Below are 17,407 nucleotides of genomic sequence, written 5' to 3'. Positions count from 1 at the left end.
CCGTCGAAGCTACAGCTGAATTCGTACCGTCTTTCCTTCATAGATAATCGGTTGGCCGACTGGATCCGCCGTAAGCTTAACAAAGCCCTGCCCTTCCGTTACCTTATGAACGAGAAACGCTCGCTTTGGATTCATTCCTGCATACGAGCCTTCCCGGTCCTCAATCGTCAATATCGAGGCTTCATCATCCCAGCGAATCGTTGTGGCGGCGTACTGACCTTGCTCATACCGATAGCTATCTCCCTCATCTTCATAGATGGTGAAGCTTCCGCTTTCCCCCGAATAAACGAGCAGCTGCCAAGGTGCATCCTGCAGCTCCAAACTGTGTTTAATGTCCGGTCCTACCGGTACAATCGAGCCTGCGCGCACGAACAGAGGCATGGTATCCAGACCTGCGTCGGCGTTAACCCATTGCCCGCCTGCGTGCTGTTCCCCGCTCCAGAAATCATACCACTGTACTCCTCGCGGCAAATAAACGGAACGGCAGAAGCGCTGAGCTTCCCCCACAGGCTCCAGCACCGGATTGACCAGGAGCGCCGGACCGAGCATATATTGATCCGATATATCGTACGTGTTCTCATCCGCGCGGAAATCAAAGGCAAGCGGACGCATCATCGTATCGTGCCGGAGCGTCACCATACCGGCAATGGAGTAAATGTAGGGAAGCAGCCGATAGCGCAGCTTGATAAATGTAACGAGCGTATCATAGATTACGGAACCGGGTTCCCCGAAGCGCCATACCTCCCTCGGCGTATCTGTCCCATGTGAGCGGAACATAGGCAGGAAGGCGCCGTACTGAAACCATCGCAGATAAAGCTCCCGGTAAGCCGGGTCGTCGCAGCCTCGGTCATAATCACCGTCCCAGAACCATTGCTCCTTCTTGGCAACGAAGAATGCGCCGATATCCGAGGTCCAGTAAGGTACGCCGGCGGCACAGAAATTCAGGCCCGCGGGAACCTGCTTGCGCAGCGTCTCCCACTTGGCGCACGTATCGCCGGACCAGGTGATGGCGCTGTAGCGCTGCTGACCCGAGTAAGCGGAGCGGGTCAGATTCACGACGCGTTTCTCCAGCGTGACCTCCCGCTGTCCCTCATAAATCCCCTTGGAGTGCATCAGGGAATAAGCATTGATGTATTCCGGATCCAAATACTTCTTGGACCGGCCGGTATTGATGGCCAGCCGCTGCTCCGGCTCCGGCTTAACCTCGCCCTTCCAATCGGCCTCGAAGGGCTCCGTACAGTCGCACCACCATGCATCGATCCCATGCGAGAACAACCCTTCGTAAGCCTGCTTCCAGTAGAGCTGCCGTGCCTTCTCACTAAAGGCGTCATAGGTCGCTTGGTTACCGAGCAGCGTGTTATGCTCTTTCATCTCCCGGTGGTTCGGACCGTCGTTGTTCATGATCGGCCAGATGGATACCATCAGCTTCGCATCCATCGAATGAAGGATTCTCATCATTCCCGCCGGGTCAGGAAACCGTTCGGGATCAAAGGACTTCTGTCCCCATAGATTACCCGTCCAGGACATCCAGTCCAGAATGATCATGTCTAGAGGAATTTGTCGCTCCCGATATTCCTTAACGACGTTAATCAATTCCTCCTGCGACTTGTAGCGCTCCTTCGACTGCGCGTAGCCGAACGCCCATCTCGGGAGCATGGGAGCACGGCCAGTAAGCGTGCGGAAGCCTGATACTACCTCTCCCATTTCCGGTCCATAGATGAAGTAATAGTCAAGCTCGTCATCCGTATCAGTCCATAAATAAGAGCCGTGAGCATCGTCATGAAAAGTCATCAGGCCATAGCTGTCCATGAGAATACCGTACCCTTTTGTCGAAACCAGCATAGGCACGACGGCTTTCATATTTTGCTGATACAAGTATTGGCTCGTTCCCCTCAAATTCATGATGCCTTCCTCGTGCGAGCCGAGCCCGTACAGCGCCTCTCCCTCCGCCCACTCGAACTCGAGCTTGGTGTGGTAGGCTTTGCGTACGATCGCGTCCTTGGCTTCCGCCTGGACACGTACCCCATCGGCCGACATGCTGCTGGTTACCGACGAGGTATCGTCATAGACGTAACGGACCGCCTCCGTCGCTACGAGGGATTTGCCGCCCCGGTCAGGCTCTTTGGCGAGCAGGCGCCCGTTCCGATCCCGGTACCGAAACGCTCCTGTTGCTTTCAGAATGCTAAGCTGAAGCCTTGAGGTAATCAGCTCGATCGTCCCTTCGGACTCCGTCAGGCTCCACTCAGCACCCTGATACGCCTCAGGCACCACGGCCAAGCTCTCCTTGGTACTGAATTCCTCCTCATGCGTATAGACGATATGCAGAATGGAGGGACTGTAAATCTCAATTTGGATCCGTCCCTTCGTCGTTTCGAGGATCAAGCCTCGTTCACCGCGTTCATAACCAATAATTTTCATAATGAACAGACTCCTTCCCCCTAAGTTGAAATCACACGTTTCGAGGACTGCAGCTTCCTCTGATCTATCGATGTGATAAGTATAACGAATCCATAACCGGCAAACTTGTCTGGACCGGTGTCCGTTTTTGTGATTTTGTTCAAAGCCGTCCGAAACGTCTGAGGCTGAACAAAATTGCAAATGCATCCCTTAAGTTAGAAAGGTATCCCCACGTTCCGTATGCTACGATAACCTTGAGCTTGATAATGAACCTTTTGCGAAGGAGTGGAGTGAAAGAATGCTCACACAAGAACAGATTGAAGATTTCCATAAGAACGGCTATTTGATCATGAGAGGTTTATTCAAAGGCAGGGAGCTGGAGCTGCTGCAAAAAGCGGCGGACGCCGTGCAGGCGGAAGGCGTGGCCCGAACAGGCTCGGATCACCGCTACTATACGAGAGACGGCAGCCAAACCTACTGGCGGTCTGAGAAAATGTGGCAGCGTGACGACATCTTCCTCGCCGTCACGGTGAAGCAGGAGCTGCTCGAAAATATCGGGCAAATTATCGGCCATTCCTTCTATCCCTGGAACGATTCCCTCGTCGTAAAGCTTGCCAATTCCGGCGCACCGGTTCACTGGCATCAGGATCCTCCCTACGGGGCGCGAAGCCGTTCGACGACCTTCGGCATTCCGAACTTTACGACGGATATTTATTTGGACCATTCGGGTCCGGATAACGGCTGCGTCTGGGCGATCCACGGACGGCATTTGGTCGGCCACGTCGATCTGAAGCAGGTATCCGAGGAGGATCTCTACAACCGCTGCGGTGCGGTTCCGCTGGAGATGGAAGCTGGCGATGTACTGTTTCACTGTCTCTCCACCCCGCACGGCTCTGCCTTCAATCCTTCCGACCGGCAGCGGCGCATCTTCTATATTCATTACTTGAATGAAGAAGTCTACCAAGACAGCTATGCGCCTGAGGCGTGGGCGAAGGAGCTTCCGGGCTGGAGCGAGGACCGTTATCGGCTGCTCCGAATGATGCTGGATAAGCGGGTTGAGCTTGGCTTTGATGCAACGAATCTGAACGGCCCTCTCCGTCTGGATGAGAATGGCTTTTCCTTTGCCGGCACCCCCGTCACGCCGCCGAAATATTGGGATCAGCTTCAGACTCAGTATTCCGAGGCGGAAAGAGAGCACTTGAAGGTGGTTCGTACGCTCAACGCCGCCCGATAAACGGCGGGCTGTCCCGTGTCCGCCATACGCAGACTTCGGGACAGCCCTCACTATATTGCCTTCTTCGTCCGGTTGCGGTATTCCCTAGGGGAAAGATTGCGGTACTGTTTGAAATGCTTATTAAAATAATGAATGGAATGATACCCGCATTCGAAGGCAATGTCGGTAATCGATTTGTCCGTCGTTTTGAGCAAATACATGGCGATCTGCATTCGCAGCCGGTGAATAAACTGATTCGGGGTGACGCCTACCGCCTGCTTGAAGCTGGTGTAAAAATTCGTTTTCCCCTTGCCGTAAATCTCGATCAGCTCCCGAATATCAATATCCTCCGTAATGTGCCTCAGAATGTAAGCCACCGTCGCCACCACGCCCGTCTCTATCTCCGCTTGCTCCCTTTCCGACAAGCAGTCTAAGGAATACCGGTAAATTTGGACCAATATATCGATAAAATGCATCATTTGCTTCGATTCCCAGCCGTGAAGCCGCTTCTCTTGCTCCTCGAAGGCCGCGCGCGCCGCCGCTTGAATGCTCTGTGCGTAGAAGGACGCCGCAGGAATGTGCGGCGCCGAGGCGGCGGTGTAGAACGGATACAGCAGTCGGTACCCGTAGGGAATCATCCTCACAATGGAGGGAGAGAACAGCACCATAATCCACTTGATCGGCTTAGCGGCGTCCACGGTCAAATTGTAATGCGGCTCATACGGGCGAAAGATGAATACGTCCCCGGGCTCGCCGGCATACGATTCGTTCAAAAGCCTGAATTCCGCCCGATTCTCAAGGAGCACATTGATTTCGAGCAAATCGTGCATGTGGAGCTCATGCTCCACCTCGCTGTCGATCCTACGCTCGAAGATCAGCTCCTTTTCCATGCGAATATCGTGAAAAAACATATTCAATCCCTCCTTTTCCGCGGAATCCCCAACCTAGCCTTTGACTGCACCCGAGGTCATCCCTGCAATGATGTAGCGCTGTCCCAGAAGATAAATCAGGATAACCGGCAGCGTCGTCAGCACAATATCCGCCGATACGAGATTCCAGTTCACCTGGTACCTGCCGAAGAAATTGTAAACCGCCAGCGTCATTGGCCATTTGTCCGAGCTGTTTAAATAGTAGAGAGAATGCACAAAGTCATTCCATGCCCCCATGAAATTCAAAATGCCTACCGTGACAACCACAGGCTTGAGCAGTGGAAGCACAATGAGGAAGAACAGCTTGAACGGCGGACAGCCGTCCATGATCCCGGCTTCGTCAAGCTCTCTTGGCACTGTGCCGATAAAGCCGTAGATCAGGAATACGGTGAACGGAATCGAATGAACCGCAAGCAAAATAATAATGCCGAGCTGCGTATTGTTTAAGTGCGTGAACTGCATGACCTTGGTAAGCGTCACGAAATTGACCGGCATGGCGATCCCCAAAATTATGAAGAAGTAAAAGAAACGGTGAAGCCTTGTCGCGTTTCGGGCAAAGATGTAGGCGGCCACAGCCGACAGGGCGATGCCGAGTACCGTAGAGGCCCCGGAATACAATAAGCTGTTGAAGAAGGACTGGAGCAGCTTCCCCTGCTCTATGACGACAGCATAATTGCTCCAGTGAAGCCGATCCGGCAAATCCATCCCCATGGAGCTCGCTTGCACCTGATCCTTGAGGGAGTTGATCACGATCAACAGCAGCGGAACGAACATCAACAAGCTCAGCAGCCAGGCGAGACCGTTACGAAGCAAAGCTTGAATAGACTTTCCAATCAATGCTCATGCTCCCCCTCTCTAGCCATCAAGCGGATTACGAAATACCCGATAAGGGTCATGAACAAAAATAACACCGAGGAAAGGGCCGTGCCGACACCGTATCTTCCCATGGAAAATTCCTTGAAAATGACCGTATACAGCACATCCGTTGCATAGCCGGGTCCCCCGTTGGTAAGCACGTACACCGCCTCGAATACCTTCAGGCCGTGGAGCAGGTTCAGCACCGTGGTAACCGTCAAGGCCGGCATCAGCAGCGGAAGCGTAATCGATTTCAGCCGCTGCCACGCATTTGCCCCGTCGATCTCCGCCGCTTCATAATAAGACCTTGAGATCGATTGAATGCCGGCAAGCAGAATGATCATAATATAACCGACGCCCTTCCAGGTATCGACTGCAATAATCGATTTGAACGCCCACTGCACATCCACCAGCCATTTCTGAGTCCATGCCGCCAAGCCGAGGAAACGTAACGTTTCATTCAACAGACCGGTTTCCGGATTCAGGATGGACTTGAAGATCAGGCCCACCACCAGCATCGGCACAATGGAGGGCATAAAGATCATGACGCGGTGAAAGCCCTTCATACGGATGCCTTGATTCAAAGCCAGGGCAAGCAGTAGTCCCAGCACCGTTTTCAATATAACGGTCGATATGGTGAAATTCAGCGTGTTCCAAGCGTAGCTTACATAATTCTCGTCTGTGGAAAACAAAATTTTGAAATTGTCCCATCCGATAAAGTTGATTTCGTCGGAGAAGCTGTTCCAATCCGTGAACGAGTAATAGAAGCCCATCAAGCCGGGCAGGACGAAAAATACGGCATACATTCCCAGCGTCCCCCAAGTAAAGTAGGACGGATACATTTGCTCTCTCATAGGCTTACTTTACCCAGCCCGGGTCCTTGGCCACACCGGCCATGTTCGCTCTGCGTTTATCAATATTTTTCAAAATATCCGCCGGCTGCATCGTATTGCTGAACATAGCTGTCAAATCCTTTCCGATATCCATCCACTGCGGATTCACGTAGTTGACGTAGTCCTGGATGTCCGTTCCTCTCTTCGGATACGCCGCGAACAGCTTTTTCTGCTCGGCCGTATATTTATCCTTCAATCCGGAGAAGTTCAGGTTCGAAATCGTCGGGTCGTTATCGATCATGAATTGGAGATTTTCCGGCTTGGCCAGATACGCCAAATATCGCTTCGCTTCTTCAATATGCTTGGACCCGGAATATATAAATTTGCTTGGGCCACCCGGATTGATGTAATAGAATTGGTTGTCTGCGAGCGGAATGACGAAGAAGCCGAAGTCCTCCTCTTTAAGCTCAGGATTCGCTTTGACGATGTCCTTCACGACGCTCTGCGCCGCAAGAGACATGGCAAACTTGCCGCTCGCGAGCTTCGCTGCCGTATTGGAGCCGGTATCCGAGAGCGCATTATCGCCGAAAAACCCGAGCTGGTACATCTCTTTCAGCTGATTTAGCGCGAGCAGCATCGTCGGATCGTCTGCGAACTTCTTTTTGTTGTCGTTCAGATCGTTATATAGATTCGGAGTCACTTCATCGTATCTCGGACCCGGCTCGGCAAACCACAGCACATGATGCCAGCCGTCCGCTACCGGCTCATAGATCGGTGTCACCCCGGATTCCTTAATCTTCAAGCTCGCTTGCTTAAGCTCCTCGTAAGTTTTCGGAACGGAAAGCCCCAGCTTTTCGAATATTTTTTTGTTATAGGCAATGACGAAGCTGTTTCCCGTATCCCATATGGTCTGTGCATACACCTTTCCGTTCAGTGTCAGTTGATCGACGGAAAGCGGATCTTCGCGCTTCACCCACTCCTGGTCGCTCAGATCGACGGCATTTTTCTCCACGTTGTAATTCAGCTTGATTTCACTCTTCCCGCTTTGCCCTCCGAACAGGTCCGGTCCTTCCTTGGAATTGAGCTTCGTCTTCAATACGTTAAAATACTGATCGGCGGGAACGATCTGATAATCGATCCTAATTCCCGTCTCCTGCTCGAACTTTTTGGCGAGCTGCATTTCCGCGTCCTTGATCCAGCCTTGGCTCGCGATATAGGTCAACGTAACCTGCTTCCTGGCCTGCTCCGCCGTTGTGTTAGGCGCAGTGCCTGCTGCCGGAGTCGACCCTCCGCTGCACGCGGTCACCACTGAGCCGGACAACAGCAAAACCGAAGACATCCAAACCGATCGTTTCATCATGAACGCACCCCTTGGATAAATTTCATTCGTGAATCCGCTTACATAAATAATTATAAATCGGTGTCCATAGCGATGCCATGGAGAAATGAGATTCGTTTTTTGTGTTTTTTTTACCGAATCTGCTTCCGAAAACCTTTGACAAATGATTCGCTTCGTATGAAAATGAAACCAGCTATTCCATATTCCCCCTTGAGGAGGCATTATGCGAGAGCGTTTCGGCACCATTCGTATGATCCTGTTTTCCACTTATTCTTTGATCATTGTGGTTGTTTTTGCCGTGCTGGTCATATGCTTCTCCGTCTGGGCTTCCGAGCTGCTGAAGAAGAATGCATTGGATTCGCTGGAAAGCACGGGACGCTCCATCCAGGAGCAGCTCGATTCGGAAATTCAGAAGATGAACAGTGTATCGCTTAATGTCATGTACTCCAATTTGGTGAAAAATCGGTTTCAGCGCTACTTGGCCTACTCGGAGGGCAAAAAGGACGATGGAGATGGTAGCGTTTACAGTCCTATCGGTGCTTTGGAGAACGCCAAGGAATTGACGGAAATTCTTACCGCCGTAATCGGGCCGACCCGGCCTGTGGAACAAATTTATTTATATGATTTCGAAAGTAAAGTATACGGCAGCGGATTCGATAACAGCGAGCGAACTTATCGTCCGTCGGAACAGCAGTGGTTTCAACGTGTTGTCGATCAGCAGGGCGCGAAATACATCAGCTCTCCCGTGCCGGATGAAGCCATGTCCAAATTCAGCTCCTCTCATGAGAAGCAATACTCCCTCTCCCTTTATCGGTTGTTCTATGACAGCTTTCACGCTCCGATGGGGATCATTGAGGTGAAGCAATATTTCAGCCGAGTTTTCAAGAGCGTCACGGACTTTGCTTTACAGAACCCCTATGAGGCACAGATTCTGATTTATAACGATGAAGGTCAAATGCTTTATCCGCTTCAAGCTGATCCTTCACAATATGAAGCCTATATCCAGCCTGACGGGACGACGTTGAAACAAGCCGCCTTCCTGCATCCGAACACACGTAAAAAAGAGCTGGTTTCTGCTCACTACTCGGAATTTACGGGATGGAGTACGGTCATCATTGTTTCCGAGGAGCAGCTGTTTGCTCCGTTATTTCAATTTACCAAGCAGACCGTGCTGATTGCTTTCTTGATCATGCTGTTTGCTATCATCTTGTCGTACTTTGCCGCCAAACGAATCACTCTGCCCATTCTGAAGATTCACCGCACCATACAAAATATGCGGCTTGAGGATCTGACCGAGGATCACGGTGCTTATCGCGTACTGAACAGCGGACTCAGCGAGCTTGACCAGCTGCATTGGTCATTTGTGAAGATGAGTGCCCGCTTGAAGGAATCAATGGATGAGCTGCTGCTCTCCCAATCGCAGGAGCTGCAATCGAAGCTTATCGCGCTCCAGTCCCAGATGAATCCGCATTTTCTGTACAATACACTGGCTACGATCCATGTCATGGCCGAAGAACAAATGAATGACCAAATCATCGCTATGTCCGAGAATATGTCCGGGTTTCTTCGCTATATTTCGTCAGATGTGTCGCTGGTTGCTATGGAAGAAGAGATACTTTATACCATTAAATTTTTGGACGTAAATCAGCTTCGGTTCGGCTCCAAGCTGCAGTACTCGTTCGCGATAGACCCAAGGCTGCTGCCGCTCCGTATTCCGAAGCTGGTTATTCAGCCGCTCGCCGAGAACGCCCTGAAATATGCTACGACGAAGGAACCCCCGTGGAGGATTGACATTACCGGTACGGCTGCCGACGGGAGATGGATCGTCGAGGTATCCGACAACGGTCCCGGCTTTACTGAAGACCGTATTGGGCAGCTTCATGCCAAAATTCAAGCATATGAAGAAACCGGCGTATTTCCCATTCTCAAGCTGGAGGGTATGGGCCTGCTTAATCTTTACATTCGGCTTAAGCTGACTTACGGAAGGAATATGACCTTCCACATTAGGACTTTGCCGCAAGGCGGCGCTTCGATCCAGATTGGCGGGAGCATAGCTCAGAACGGAGGGTAAGCTGTGGAGAAGTCTTTGCAAATCACAGTCCTTGTAGCGGAGGATGAAGACTTGATTCGTCAAAGCTTGAAGAAGAAAATTGAATCTTTGGATGGCTTCCTGGTGGTCGGTGAGGCACAGAACGGCCGGGAGGCTTACCGGCTGGTGCAGGAGCGTCAGCCTGATTTGATTTTTACCGACATACGGATGCCTGTCATGGATGGCATGGAGCTGGTGAAGGCGCTCCATCTCTATTTCCCGCGGATCCGGAAGGTCATCACAAGCGGCTATGCGGACTTTGAATATGCACGGCAGGCCCTTACCTACCATGTGGATGAGTATTTGCTTAAGCCCATCAATATGGCAGACCTGCAGCGAACGCTCCACCGGCTCTTCACTGTGATTGAGAACGAGAATTCCGCCATGATGGAAAGCAGGAAAGACCTGCTTCCGTCCGTGACGAATCCGAAGGAAATCGTGGAGCTCGTACGTTGCTACTTGAGGGAAAACTTCCATAAGGAGATAAGTCTGGAGCAAATCGCACGCAGCTTTAACTTTAACGCTTCTTATTTAAGTAAAATCTTCATCAAATATACGGAAGAACCGCCCTCCAAATACTTAATGAGATTAAGAATTAATGAGGCTAAATATCTTCTTGTCCATCACCGGGATTTAGCTATCAAGGAGGTCGGAGAACGGGTCGGTTATCCCGACCCTTATTATTTCAGCCGCATTTTTAAACAAATGACGGGCTTCACACCTAAGGAGTTTCAGAAGTAATCTCCCGATCTCCTCCTTTTTCGTCATAACATGCTGGATGAAGTCGCTATTGATCAAATGCAGTCGATAATTGCACTCGCCCGGGAAATATTTATTGTTCCGCTTCTTTTCCCAACTGTGCCTGCGTCAATCTTTTATACTGGACCGCCAGCATGAGGAAGTGCAAGAAGAACACCCCTGCAATGATATAAAATACGACCGGGATTCCAAAATGTCCCGCGATCAGACCGCCGAATAGAGCACCGGAGACGTTGCCCAGCGAATTGGCGCTTGAATTATAAGCATACACACTTCCCCTGATATCGGAAGGTGTAAGTTTGCGCAGGATTGAGCTGATCGATGGAATGAGTCCTCCTACGCATAGTCCCGATAAGAAACGCATACCCATGAGAAGCCAAGGATTCGAGGCCGTAGCCTGAGGAAGGTACAAGAGCGATATCAACAGCAAAGAACTGAGCAGCACCGGTAAGTAGCCGTACCGGTCGCCGAGTCTTCCGAGAATCGGGGCTGCGATCATCGTTCCGAGTGCGCTGGAAGCGAAGATCAGGCCGGCCATCAAGGCCACGTGATCTTCTACATGCAAGCTCTTCACATATAGGGAGATGATCGGGCTGATGCTTTGGAAGCTGGCCGCAATCAAATAGGTGGACAGGAACAGCGTGAATATGACTGGGGTCTCCCGCATCACTTGTCGAAGCTCCAGCTTTGCTTGAGGTGCCTTTCCCTCTTCTTGTGCGCGCATTTCCTTACGCCGATTCGTCATCGATTGAAGCCACGGGCCGATGCGGAAGACAGCATACTCCTTTGTTTCTCTGACTCCGAAGAGCACCAGCACGGCGGCGATAAAGATGAATAAGCCTGTGAAGAAGAAAGAATTCCTCATGCCGAGCCACTCCGCCAGGATGCCCCCCAGCAGCGGCCCCAGCAACTGCCCGCTGACCTGACCTGTCTGCAGCGTGCCGAGCGTCCTCCCTACTTGATCCTTCGGCGCCTCAATGGCCATGAGGGCCACCGCCGAGGTGGAGAAGCCTCCCATCGTTCCGAAGAGTGCGCGAAGCAGGAGCAGCTGAACCGGTGTATGGACAAGTCCCATCGCGGCAATAATGACGGCCAGGCCGAAGCCTGACCGAATCATGGTCACCCTTTGCCCGTACCGGTCCGAGAATCTGCCCCAGAACGGAGAAGTTATTGCGATCATCACATGATTAATCCCGAATATCATCGCAGCCCAAAGGGCCGCCTTCTGAACGTCATGAATGCCTAACTCTTGTACGTAAAGCGGCAGGAAGGGAATGATCATTCCGATCCCCGCAGAGGTAAAAAAGGTCCCAAACCATAAGATGTATAAATTTTTGCGCCATGTCTCCATGAGGGCTACCCTTCTTTGCTGAAATGGATACTACCCATCGTAACACAAGGGCGTACATCCCCTCTACGCTTCTCTTGCTCTATTCCGCGAGACTATGTAATATTTGCGCGCTTCGCCAGGCACATTCCTCCTTCCTGTCCTGTTTATGGTAGAATAACAAGGGAAGGAAGCGAGGTGGACACCATGTACAAAATTTGCGCTCATTGTCATGAGCAGAAACCAATACAGGAATTTTTACGAAGAACTGGCAGACGTTCCGGTAAAGCGTCACGCCGCGGCGCATGTCGTAGCTGCCGAAAGCAGCGTAAAGCGGACCCGGACACAGGGGGAAACGCAGCCTCAGTCGCTGCCGAACAACCGCAGGTAAGGGTAGCCTCGCCTCCGCTGCTTCTTGACGAAGGCTCTCTGCACGCACCCAAGATACGGACACGCCGCCCGCTGCCCCCTCCTCCCCCCCGGCCCGAAGGTCCGGATGCTTCCGTGCTTCAGCCGACCCGCGAGGGCTTCATTCGGATGCGCGGCCGAACGGACAAGGGAAGGCGCTGGTACCAGGAAACCGACTTGGAGACAGCTGTTACACTAGTGAAGGAACATGCCGCTGTCGTCGTTAACCGTTATACGATCCGACGGATCTATACGAATAAATCCTTTCGCCGGTTTATTCTGGCAAGAGACCGGCATCAATGCTTCTTCTGCGGTGAGTATGGGGACACGATCGATCATCTGCTGCCGCGCTCCAAGGGAGGACATACGACTCCAATGAATTGTGTATGCGCCTGCAATATTTGCAATCAAAGCAAAGCCTCTCATAGCTTGGATGAATTTCTCGGGCAGGATGAAGAGTAAACCCGATCGTCTGAAGAAAGCAGCAGCCGGCTTGAAGAGCAGAAACCTTCTGTTCCCCGAGCCGGCTTATCTGATATACAGCCATATGGAAATCGGCAAATAACATACAGACAGGAGGACAATGCCGAATCCTCCCAGCCTATTCCCCTCCTGCCACACCTTCCTGGCATAGCTAAAGGTATAGTAAGTAATATAAAGATAACCGAGGATCAGGATCCAGTTCACTGCTTCTCCTCCTGTTCAACAAGAGCACGACCCGCCAATGGGGGCAAAAGCTGCTTACCGAAGCTTTCGATGCGGCAGTCAAAGTGAATATCTACCGTAGCATCCGTAAACTGCTTTGACCAGTCATAGGCTAAATATTCAGGTAGAGTCTTGAATGTTCCTCTGGCGTTCAGATGCCATAGAAAAGGATCTGCTTTAAACTGCTTCTGAGATTTCTCTACAACTTTCCTTGAAATTTGTTCGAATTGCTTTTCCAAGGAGGCAATCAGCTTTTTCTGATTCTCCGTGTCTGTAACATAATTCGTTAAGCTCGGAATCGATAAAACTTGAAGTACAATAGGAACCGTCACCTTGACCTGAGCCCTATCCCCTTCGGTATTCACCTTAATCTTAGTATCCTCTTCCTTGATCATTCTTACTGAAATTTGAAATTTAGGATTCAACGGATCCTTGTAGGAGGCAATAAAGGAATGAACGAGCGCCTTGCGGCGTAAATACAAAGCGAATCGGGTTTCTTCCCCCGTCAACGTACCGATCATCCGACCGGAATTGAAAACCGCGGATCCCAACATCTCTGCTGGATCTCCTGAGTCATGGGGAATTTCACCTGCTTTGTATTGGTCCTCATTTCTTTTTTTCGTTGTCGGGTGAGGCTTGGCCGAAGCGTAAATCGCAAGATACAGGGCATCCCCTCCCAGCCGTTGAAAATAACGTGTAAGCGTAGAATAAGGAACCAACCCCGTATCTCTCCAGCGATCCTGCATGAACTCATAGTACTTATGGGGCCGGGTCTCCAGCTTCGGTTTGTTGTTGTGTATGAAATCTCTCGCTCTATGATTCGTCACCACCAGATTCGATTCGCTGCGCAGCTCCGGATCCCTTGTCGCGGCAGCCATAACGTGATGAAATAAGCTCGATTTGGCTAACTCCTCCCCCACGATAATGGTTCTAAGATGCGAAAAGCTGATCGTTCTTGTGACAATACTATTGGCTATATCTTTGGCTGATAGAATGTCCGGCGTTGAGAAGGTTACCGTATCGCTTGGAGGTTCATTCTGAGCCGAGCCTTTGTCCGTAGAGCCTACCTGCGGATTAGCAATCTGGAAGGTAACATCCACCATCCCGGGTGCGCCTTTATCCAGTCCCATGACGACGACATAGGCCTGCTCCTCCAGCTCCAGCTGATCCCAGCAGCCCGTCAGAAGCAGTGACAGCGAACCCAATACCATGAGAATTACCGTTTTCCTCAACTCACTCTCCTCCTTCGTATCCGATCCGTAATCCACAGCAGGAAAGGCAGCGAAATAAACAGAAAGGAGCCGCATTGAGTAATCCCGTCCCGCAGCATTAACGTCGTCTGGGTATCGCTGGGGATGAGACCGAGCAGCAAAATCAATGCCGTCAAAGGAAGGATCATCGGTTCAAACTCCTTGAGACGCAGCATTTTGCCGAAAATATAGGTGGTCAAGTAAATGGATATGGCAAAGTGGATCGAGGCGGATATGATCCAAAATCCGAAAAACATCGATTCTACATGCGTGAGTGTTTTACCGATAGACGCCGCTCGGGTGAGATGTTGAAATGGGTAAGCCAATTGGACGACGGAAGGATAGTCAAATACGGCAACATATACGGCCATCAATACGACTAGTTCTATACAGGAGACCCCCAAGGCAAGCCAAGTACTGAAGCGAAAGGAGCGGAAGCTCCTCACGTTCGAAGCAAGCACCATCATGAGTATCAATTCCCCGTACATGGCACTATGGAGGAAACTCTGTTGGGCAACCCGATCATAGCCCGGTCCTGCAATCGGATACAAGTGTAGCCAATCGATCTCTTTCCACACGAAGTAAACCAGCGACCAGAGGATTAACTTGATATATGGGATGACAACCCAAGCAGTACGTCCGATGGCTTCAAGACCGCGGTTCGCCACAAACCAAGCTGCAAATAGCAGCATGATGTACAATGCGGGGACCGGCGTTCTTTGGTACATCATTACGTTGATAATATCGACATAGCTGCGGCTGTTGATGGAGGAGAACAATAAAGTGTAAACGAATAATATGAAGCCCATCGCGAAGCCGATAGATCGGCCGAATGTCAGAGTAAGGAGCTCCATCAGTCCCTTGCCTTCGTGCCTTTTTAGCAAGGATAAGAGCAATACCACAGGAATGATTATGATTACTGCGGATAACAACGGAATCATCCAAGCGGCATTATGCCCCTGCATGAATAGGATGGAGGGTGTCGTATCCGTCAGCTTAATGGCAATGGTAAGAACAAGGAGCGAGGCGAATTCCCTCACTCCCAGCTTGCTATCCGTAGGTCTAATCATTCCTTCGATTCCCTTCCGGCTGTTTCATTCGTTTTTTGACCAATGGCTTGGTATAAAAAGGCATAAGCCATTGCTTCCAGATCGGCGGCCTCAGCACCAAATCCTTGGAGGAACGATAGTGCGGTGCCATCGGCGCAAGAAACGGCACATCGAACGACTTCAGAGAGACCATATAACAAACCAGGCAAGTTAAGAGCAATGCGATTCCATAGAATCCGATGAAGGTAGCTGTTGCCAGTAAAATGAAGCGAAAAATTCGTACGGCAAAATTAAAGCTGATCTCCGGGATGGCGAAGGATGCGAGACCTGTAATCGCTACGACGATCACTAGAATCGGACTGATAATATTAGCTTCTACAGCTGCTTGTCCGAGAATTAACGCTCCTACGATACCTACCGTCGGACCGATGACGCTGGGTACTCGGACACCGGCCTCCCTTACCAGCTCAAAGGCTACCTCCATAATCAGCACTTCCATAAACGCGGGGAACGGAACACGTTCCCTTGTCGCCGCAATCGCCAGCAGCAGATCCGTTTGAAGCATTTCCTCATGAAAGGTGCTTACGGCAATATAGATGGAAGGGGTCAGCAGGGCGACGAAGATGGCGAAAATTCTTACGATTCTGATAAAATTGCCATAAACCCAGCGCAGATTCATATCCTCCGCCGTGTGAAACAAGGACCAGAAGGTAATCGGCGCGATCAAGGCATAGGGTGAGTTATCCATGATGAGCACCACATGCCCTTCCTGCAAAAAAGCACAGGTCCGGTCGGGCCTCTCTGTCGTTAGGGTGCTGGGGATGATGGAATACGGCCGGTCTTCAATATATTGCTCCAGCATGGATAAATTTTGAACGCTGTCGCTTTCGATGACCTTAATTCTTTCCTTAACCTTCTTGACGAGCTCGGGATTGGTGAGGTTTCTTATATACAGCAGTGTAACCGGGCACCTTACCTCTTTGCCTAACGACATCGTTTCGGCGATCAAATTTTGCGTTTTCAGCTGCCTCCGAATCTGGGATAAATTCGTAGCAGCCGATTCAACGAACGATTCCTTTGGTCCTTTTAACGCATGCTCTACTTTGGGCTCACCAATGGTTCTCGCTTCAAAGCCCGGCGTTTCGATAGAGATCGCCTGACCGCAGCCTTGAATCAAGACAATCGTGTTACCCATCAGCAAGTCTTGGATAATTTCTTTATCCGTGCCTAACAGCGTGACTGAGCATCCGGTAATGACCTGCTGCACCATTACTTGAACCTGATCCTCTTGCAGAGGCAGGGTGTGAACATATTTCAGCAGTGGCTCGACGATATGCTGCTGAATCGTCTGCGTATCCGCCGCTCCATCGACGTACAGCACCGTACCTTCCTTGCTGATGAAAGGGATAAACACATCACGTATTCGAAGCGCATGGTTCTTCGGATACGAAAATGCCTCTTTGATCCATGCCACATTGCCTTGCAGTTCCTCCGTCAGCGGCTTCACCTCGGGCTGTTTCATGGTTACCCCCCACCCAACTGGATTTCATCACCTTTATTATGGAATGCTGGACGGAAAACCATACTTCCGATTATCAAAAATGCATGCAAGGTATCTTCTGCCTGTGCCGATCTACACGGAAAAGAAAAAAAGCCCGTTTTCACGGACTTTTATCGTTATTATTTATTTTGGAAAAACAATTCAATTTCTCTGCTGGCATTATCTTGCGAATCGGAGCCATGAATAATATTGAATGCCACGTCCAGTCCATAATCCCCTCGAATGGTACCGGGTGCGGCTTCCGCCGGATTCGTCGCGCCAATCAAAGCACGAGAATTTTGAACCGCGCCCTTCCCCTCTACGATCATGGCGAACACCGGACCGGAAGTAATATAATCTACCAGCTCTCCGAAAAAAGGCTTGGCCTTCAAATGGCCGTAATGGTTCTCGGCAGTCTCCTTGGATATATTCATGAGCTCCGCTCTAACGGGCCGCAACCCTTTTTTCTCAAAGCGTGTCACGATCTCACCGATTAATCCTCGCTCCACACCGTCCGGTTTAATCATAATAAATGCTTTTTCCGCCATATTCATAGCTCCTTTCGCATTTCGACTGCTTGGTTTATTTTGACACGACTTCGTTCATTTGATTCAGCTTAAAAGTACCATGAAAGATTTGAATCGGCTGTGACGCTTCTCACAGTAGCTCCGAACGTGAAGGCATATCGGTCTGTGGGCCGAATTTTCACACGCC

The 17,407-nt window shown here is 50.7% G+C and carries 14 protein-coding genes; 4 read left to right on the top strand and 10 right to left on the bottom strand.

Annotated features, from left to right (window positions below; translation table 11 throughout):
• Window positions 1–9: 9 nt before the first annotated feature.
• A complete protein-coding gene (locus tag QMO62_RS27090) occupies window positions 10–2,418 on the bottom strand; it encodes a glycoside hydrolase family 31 protein (RefSeq protein WP_284645615.1) in 2,409 nt (802 codons plus the stop codon).
• 277 nt (window positions 2,419–2,695) lie between these two features.
• Between QMO62_RS27090 and QMO62_RS27085 the strand changes: the two genes are divergently transcribed.
• Complete coding sequence (locus QMO62_RS27085; protein ID WP_284645614.1) at window positions 2,696–3,631, top strand: phytanoyl-CoA dioxygenase family protein; 936 nt, start codon at window positions 2,696–2,698, stop codon at window positions 3,629–3,631.
• Between the two features lie 50 nt (window positions 3,632–3,681).
• Here the strand turns inward: QMO62_RS27085 and QMO62_RS27080 are convergent, their stop codons facing one another.
• The 4 genes from QMO62_RS27080 to QMO62_RS27065 are packed head-to-tail and all read right to left on the bottom strand — an operon-like array spanning window position 3,682 to window position 7,587.
• Entirely contained in the window at window positions 3,682–4,521 is an 840-nt protein-coding gene (locus tag QMO62_RS27080) for an AraC family transcriptional regulator (protein ID WP_284645613.1), read from the bottom strand.
• 33 nt (window positions 4,522–4,554) lie between these two features.
• Window positions 4,555–5,376, bottom strand: coding sequence for a carbohydrate ABC transporter permease (locus QMO62_RS27075; RefSeq protein ID WP_284645612.1), 822 nt, complete (start codon window positions 5,374–5,376; stop codon window positions 4,555–4,557).
• Complete coding sequence (locus tag QMO62_RS27070) at window positions 5,373–6,248, bottom strand: carbohydrate ABC transporter permease (RefSeq protein WP_284645611.1); 876 nt, start codon at window positions 6,246–6,248, stop codon at window positions 5,373–5,375. The genes QMO62_RS27075 and QMO62_RS27070 overlap by 4 nt, the downstream gene beginning before the upstream one ends.
• Before the next feature lie 4 nt (window positions 6,249–6,252).
• Window positions 6,253–7,587: an ABC transporter substrate-binding protein gene (locus QMO62_RS27065; protein ID WP_284645610.1), complete on the bottom strand. Its 1,335-nt coding sequence runs from the start codon at window positions 7,585–7,587 to the stop codon at window positions 6,253–6,255.
• Window positions 7,588–7,789: 202 nt separating this feature from the next.
• Between QMO62_RS27065 and QMO62_RS27060 the strand changes: the two genes are divergently transcribed.
• Window positions 7,790–9,637, top strand: a complete 1,848-nt coding sequence (locus tag QMO62_RS27060) for a sensor histidine kinase (RefSeq protein WP_284645609.1) — start codon at window positions 7,790–7,792, stop codon at window positions 9,635–9,637.
• A 3-nt stretch (window positions 9,638–9,640) separates the two neighbouring features.
• Window positions 9,641–10,396 carry a response regulator transcription factor gene (locus QMO62_RS27055; protein WP_284645608.1) on the top strand — a complete coding sequence of 252 codons (756 nt, stop codon included), beginning with the start codon at window positions 9,641–9,643 and terminating at the stop codon, window positions 10,394–10,396.
• 91 nt (window positions 10,397–10,487) lie between these two features.
• On the opposite strand, the gene QMO62_RS27050 is transcribed toward QMO62_RS27055, so the two are convergent.
• Window positions 10,488–11,765, bottom strand: a complete 1,278-nt coding sequence (locus QMO62_RS27050) for an MFS transporter (protein ID WP_284645607.1) — start codon at window positions 11,763–11,765, stop codon at window positions 10,488–10,490.
• Window positions 11,766–11,948: 183 nt separating this feature from the next.
• Between QMO62_RS27050 and QMO62_RS33600 the strand changes: the two genes are divergently transcribed.
• Window positions 11,949–12,611: an HNH endonuclease gene (locus QMO62_RS33600; RefSeq protein WP_372516744.1), complete on the top strand. Its 663-nt coding sequence runs from the start codon at window positions 11,949–11,951 to the stop codon at window positions 12,609–12,611.
• Between the two features lie 221 nt (window positions 12,612–12,832).
• Here the strand turns inward: QMO62_RS33600 and QMO62_RS27035 are convergent, their stop codons facing one another.
• The 4 genes from QMO62_RS27035 to ndk form a co-directional block, all read right to left on the bottom strand.
• Entirely contained in the window at window positions 12,833–14,086 is a 1,254-nt protein-coding gene (locus tag QMO62_RS27035; RefSeq protein WP_284645604.1) for a Ger(x)C family spore germination protein, read from the bottom strand.
• Entirely contained in the window at window positions 14,083–15,174 is a 1,092-nt protein-coding gene (locus tag QMO62_RS27030) for a GerAB/ArcD/ProY family transporter (protein ID WP_284645603.1), read from the bottom strand. The genes QMO62_RS27035 and QMO62_RS27030 overlap by 4 nt, the downstream gene beginning before the upstream one ends.
• On the bottom strand, window positions 15,167–16,675 hold the full coding sequence (locus QMO62_RS27025) for a spore germination protein (RefSeq protein WP_284645602.1): 1,509 nt from the start codon (window positions 16,673–16,675) through the stop codon (window positions 15,167–15,169). The genes QMO62_RS27030 and QMO62_RS27025 overlap by 8 nt, the downstream gene beginning before the upstream one ends.
• A gap of 158 nt (window positions 16,676–16,833) precedes the next feature.
• Entirely contained in the window at window positions 16,834–17,241 is a 408-nt protein-coding gene (gene ndk, locus QMO62_RS27020; RefSeq protein ID WP_284645601.1) for a nucleoside-diphosphate kinase, read from the bottom strand.
• Between the last annotated feature and the right edge of the window lie 166 nt (window positions 17,242–17,407).

The sequence above is a fragment of the Paenibacillus silviterrae genome (assembly GCF_030167925.1).
Taxonomy (GTDB): domain Bacteria; phylum Bacillota; class Bacilli; order Paenibacillales; family NBRC-103111; genus Paenibacillus_G; species Paenibacillus_G silviterrae.
The sequence above is the reverse complement of the archived record's forward strand: the minus strand, read 5'-3'. Positions and strand labels throughout refer to the sequence as shown.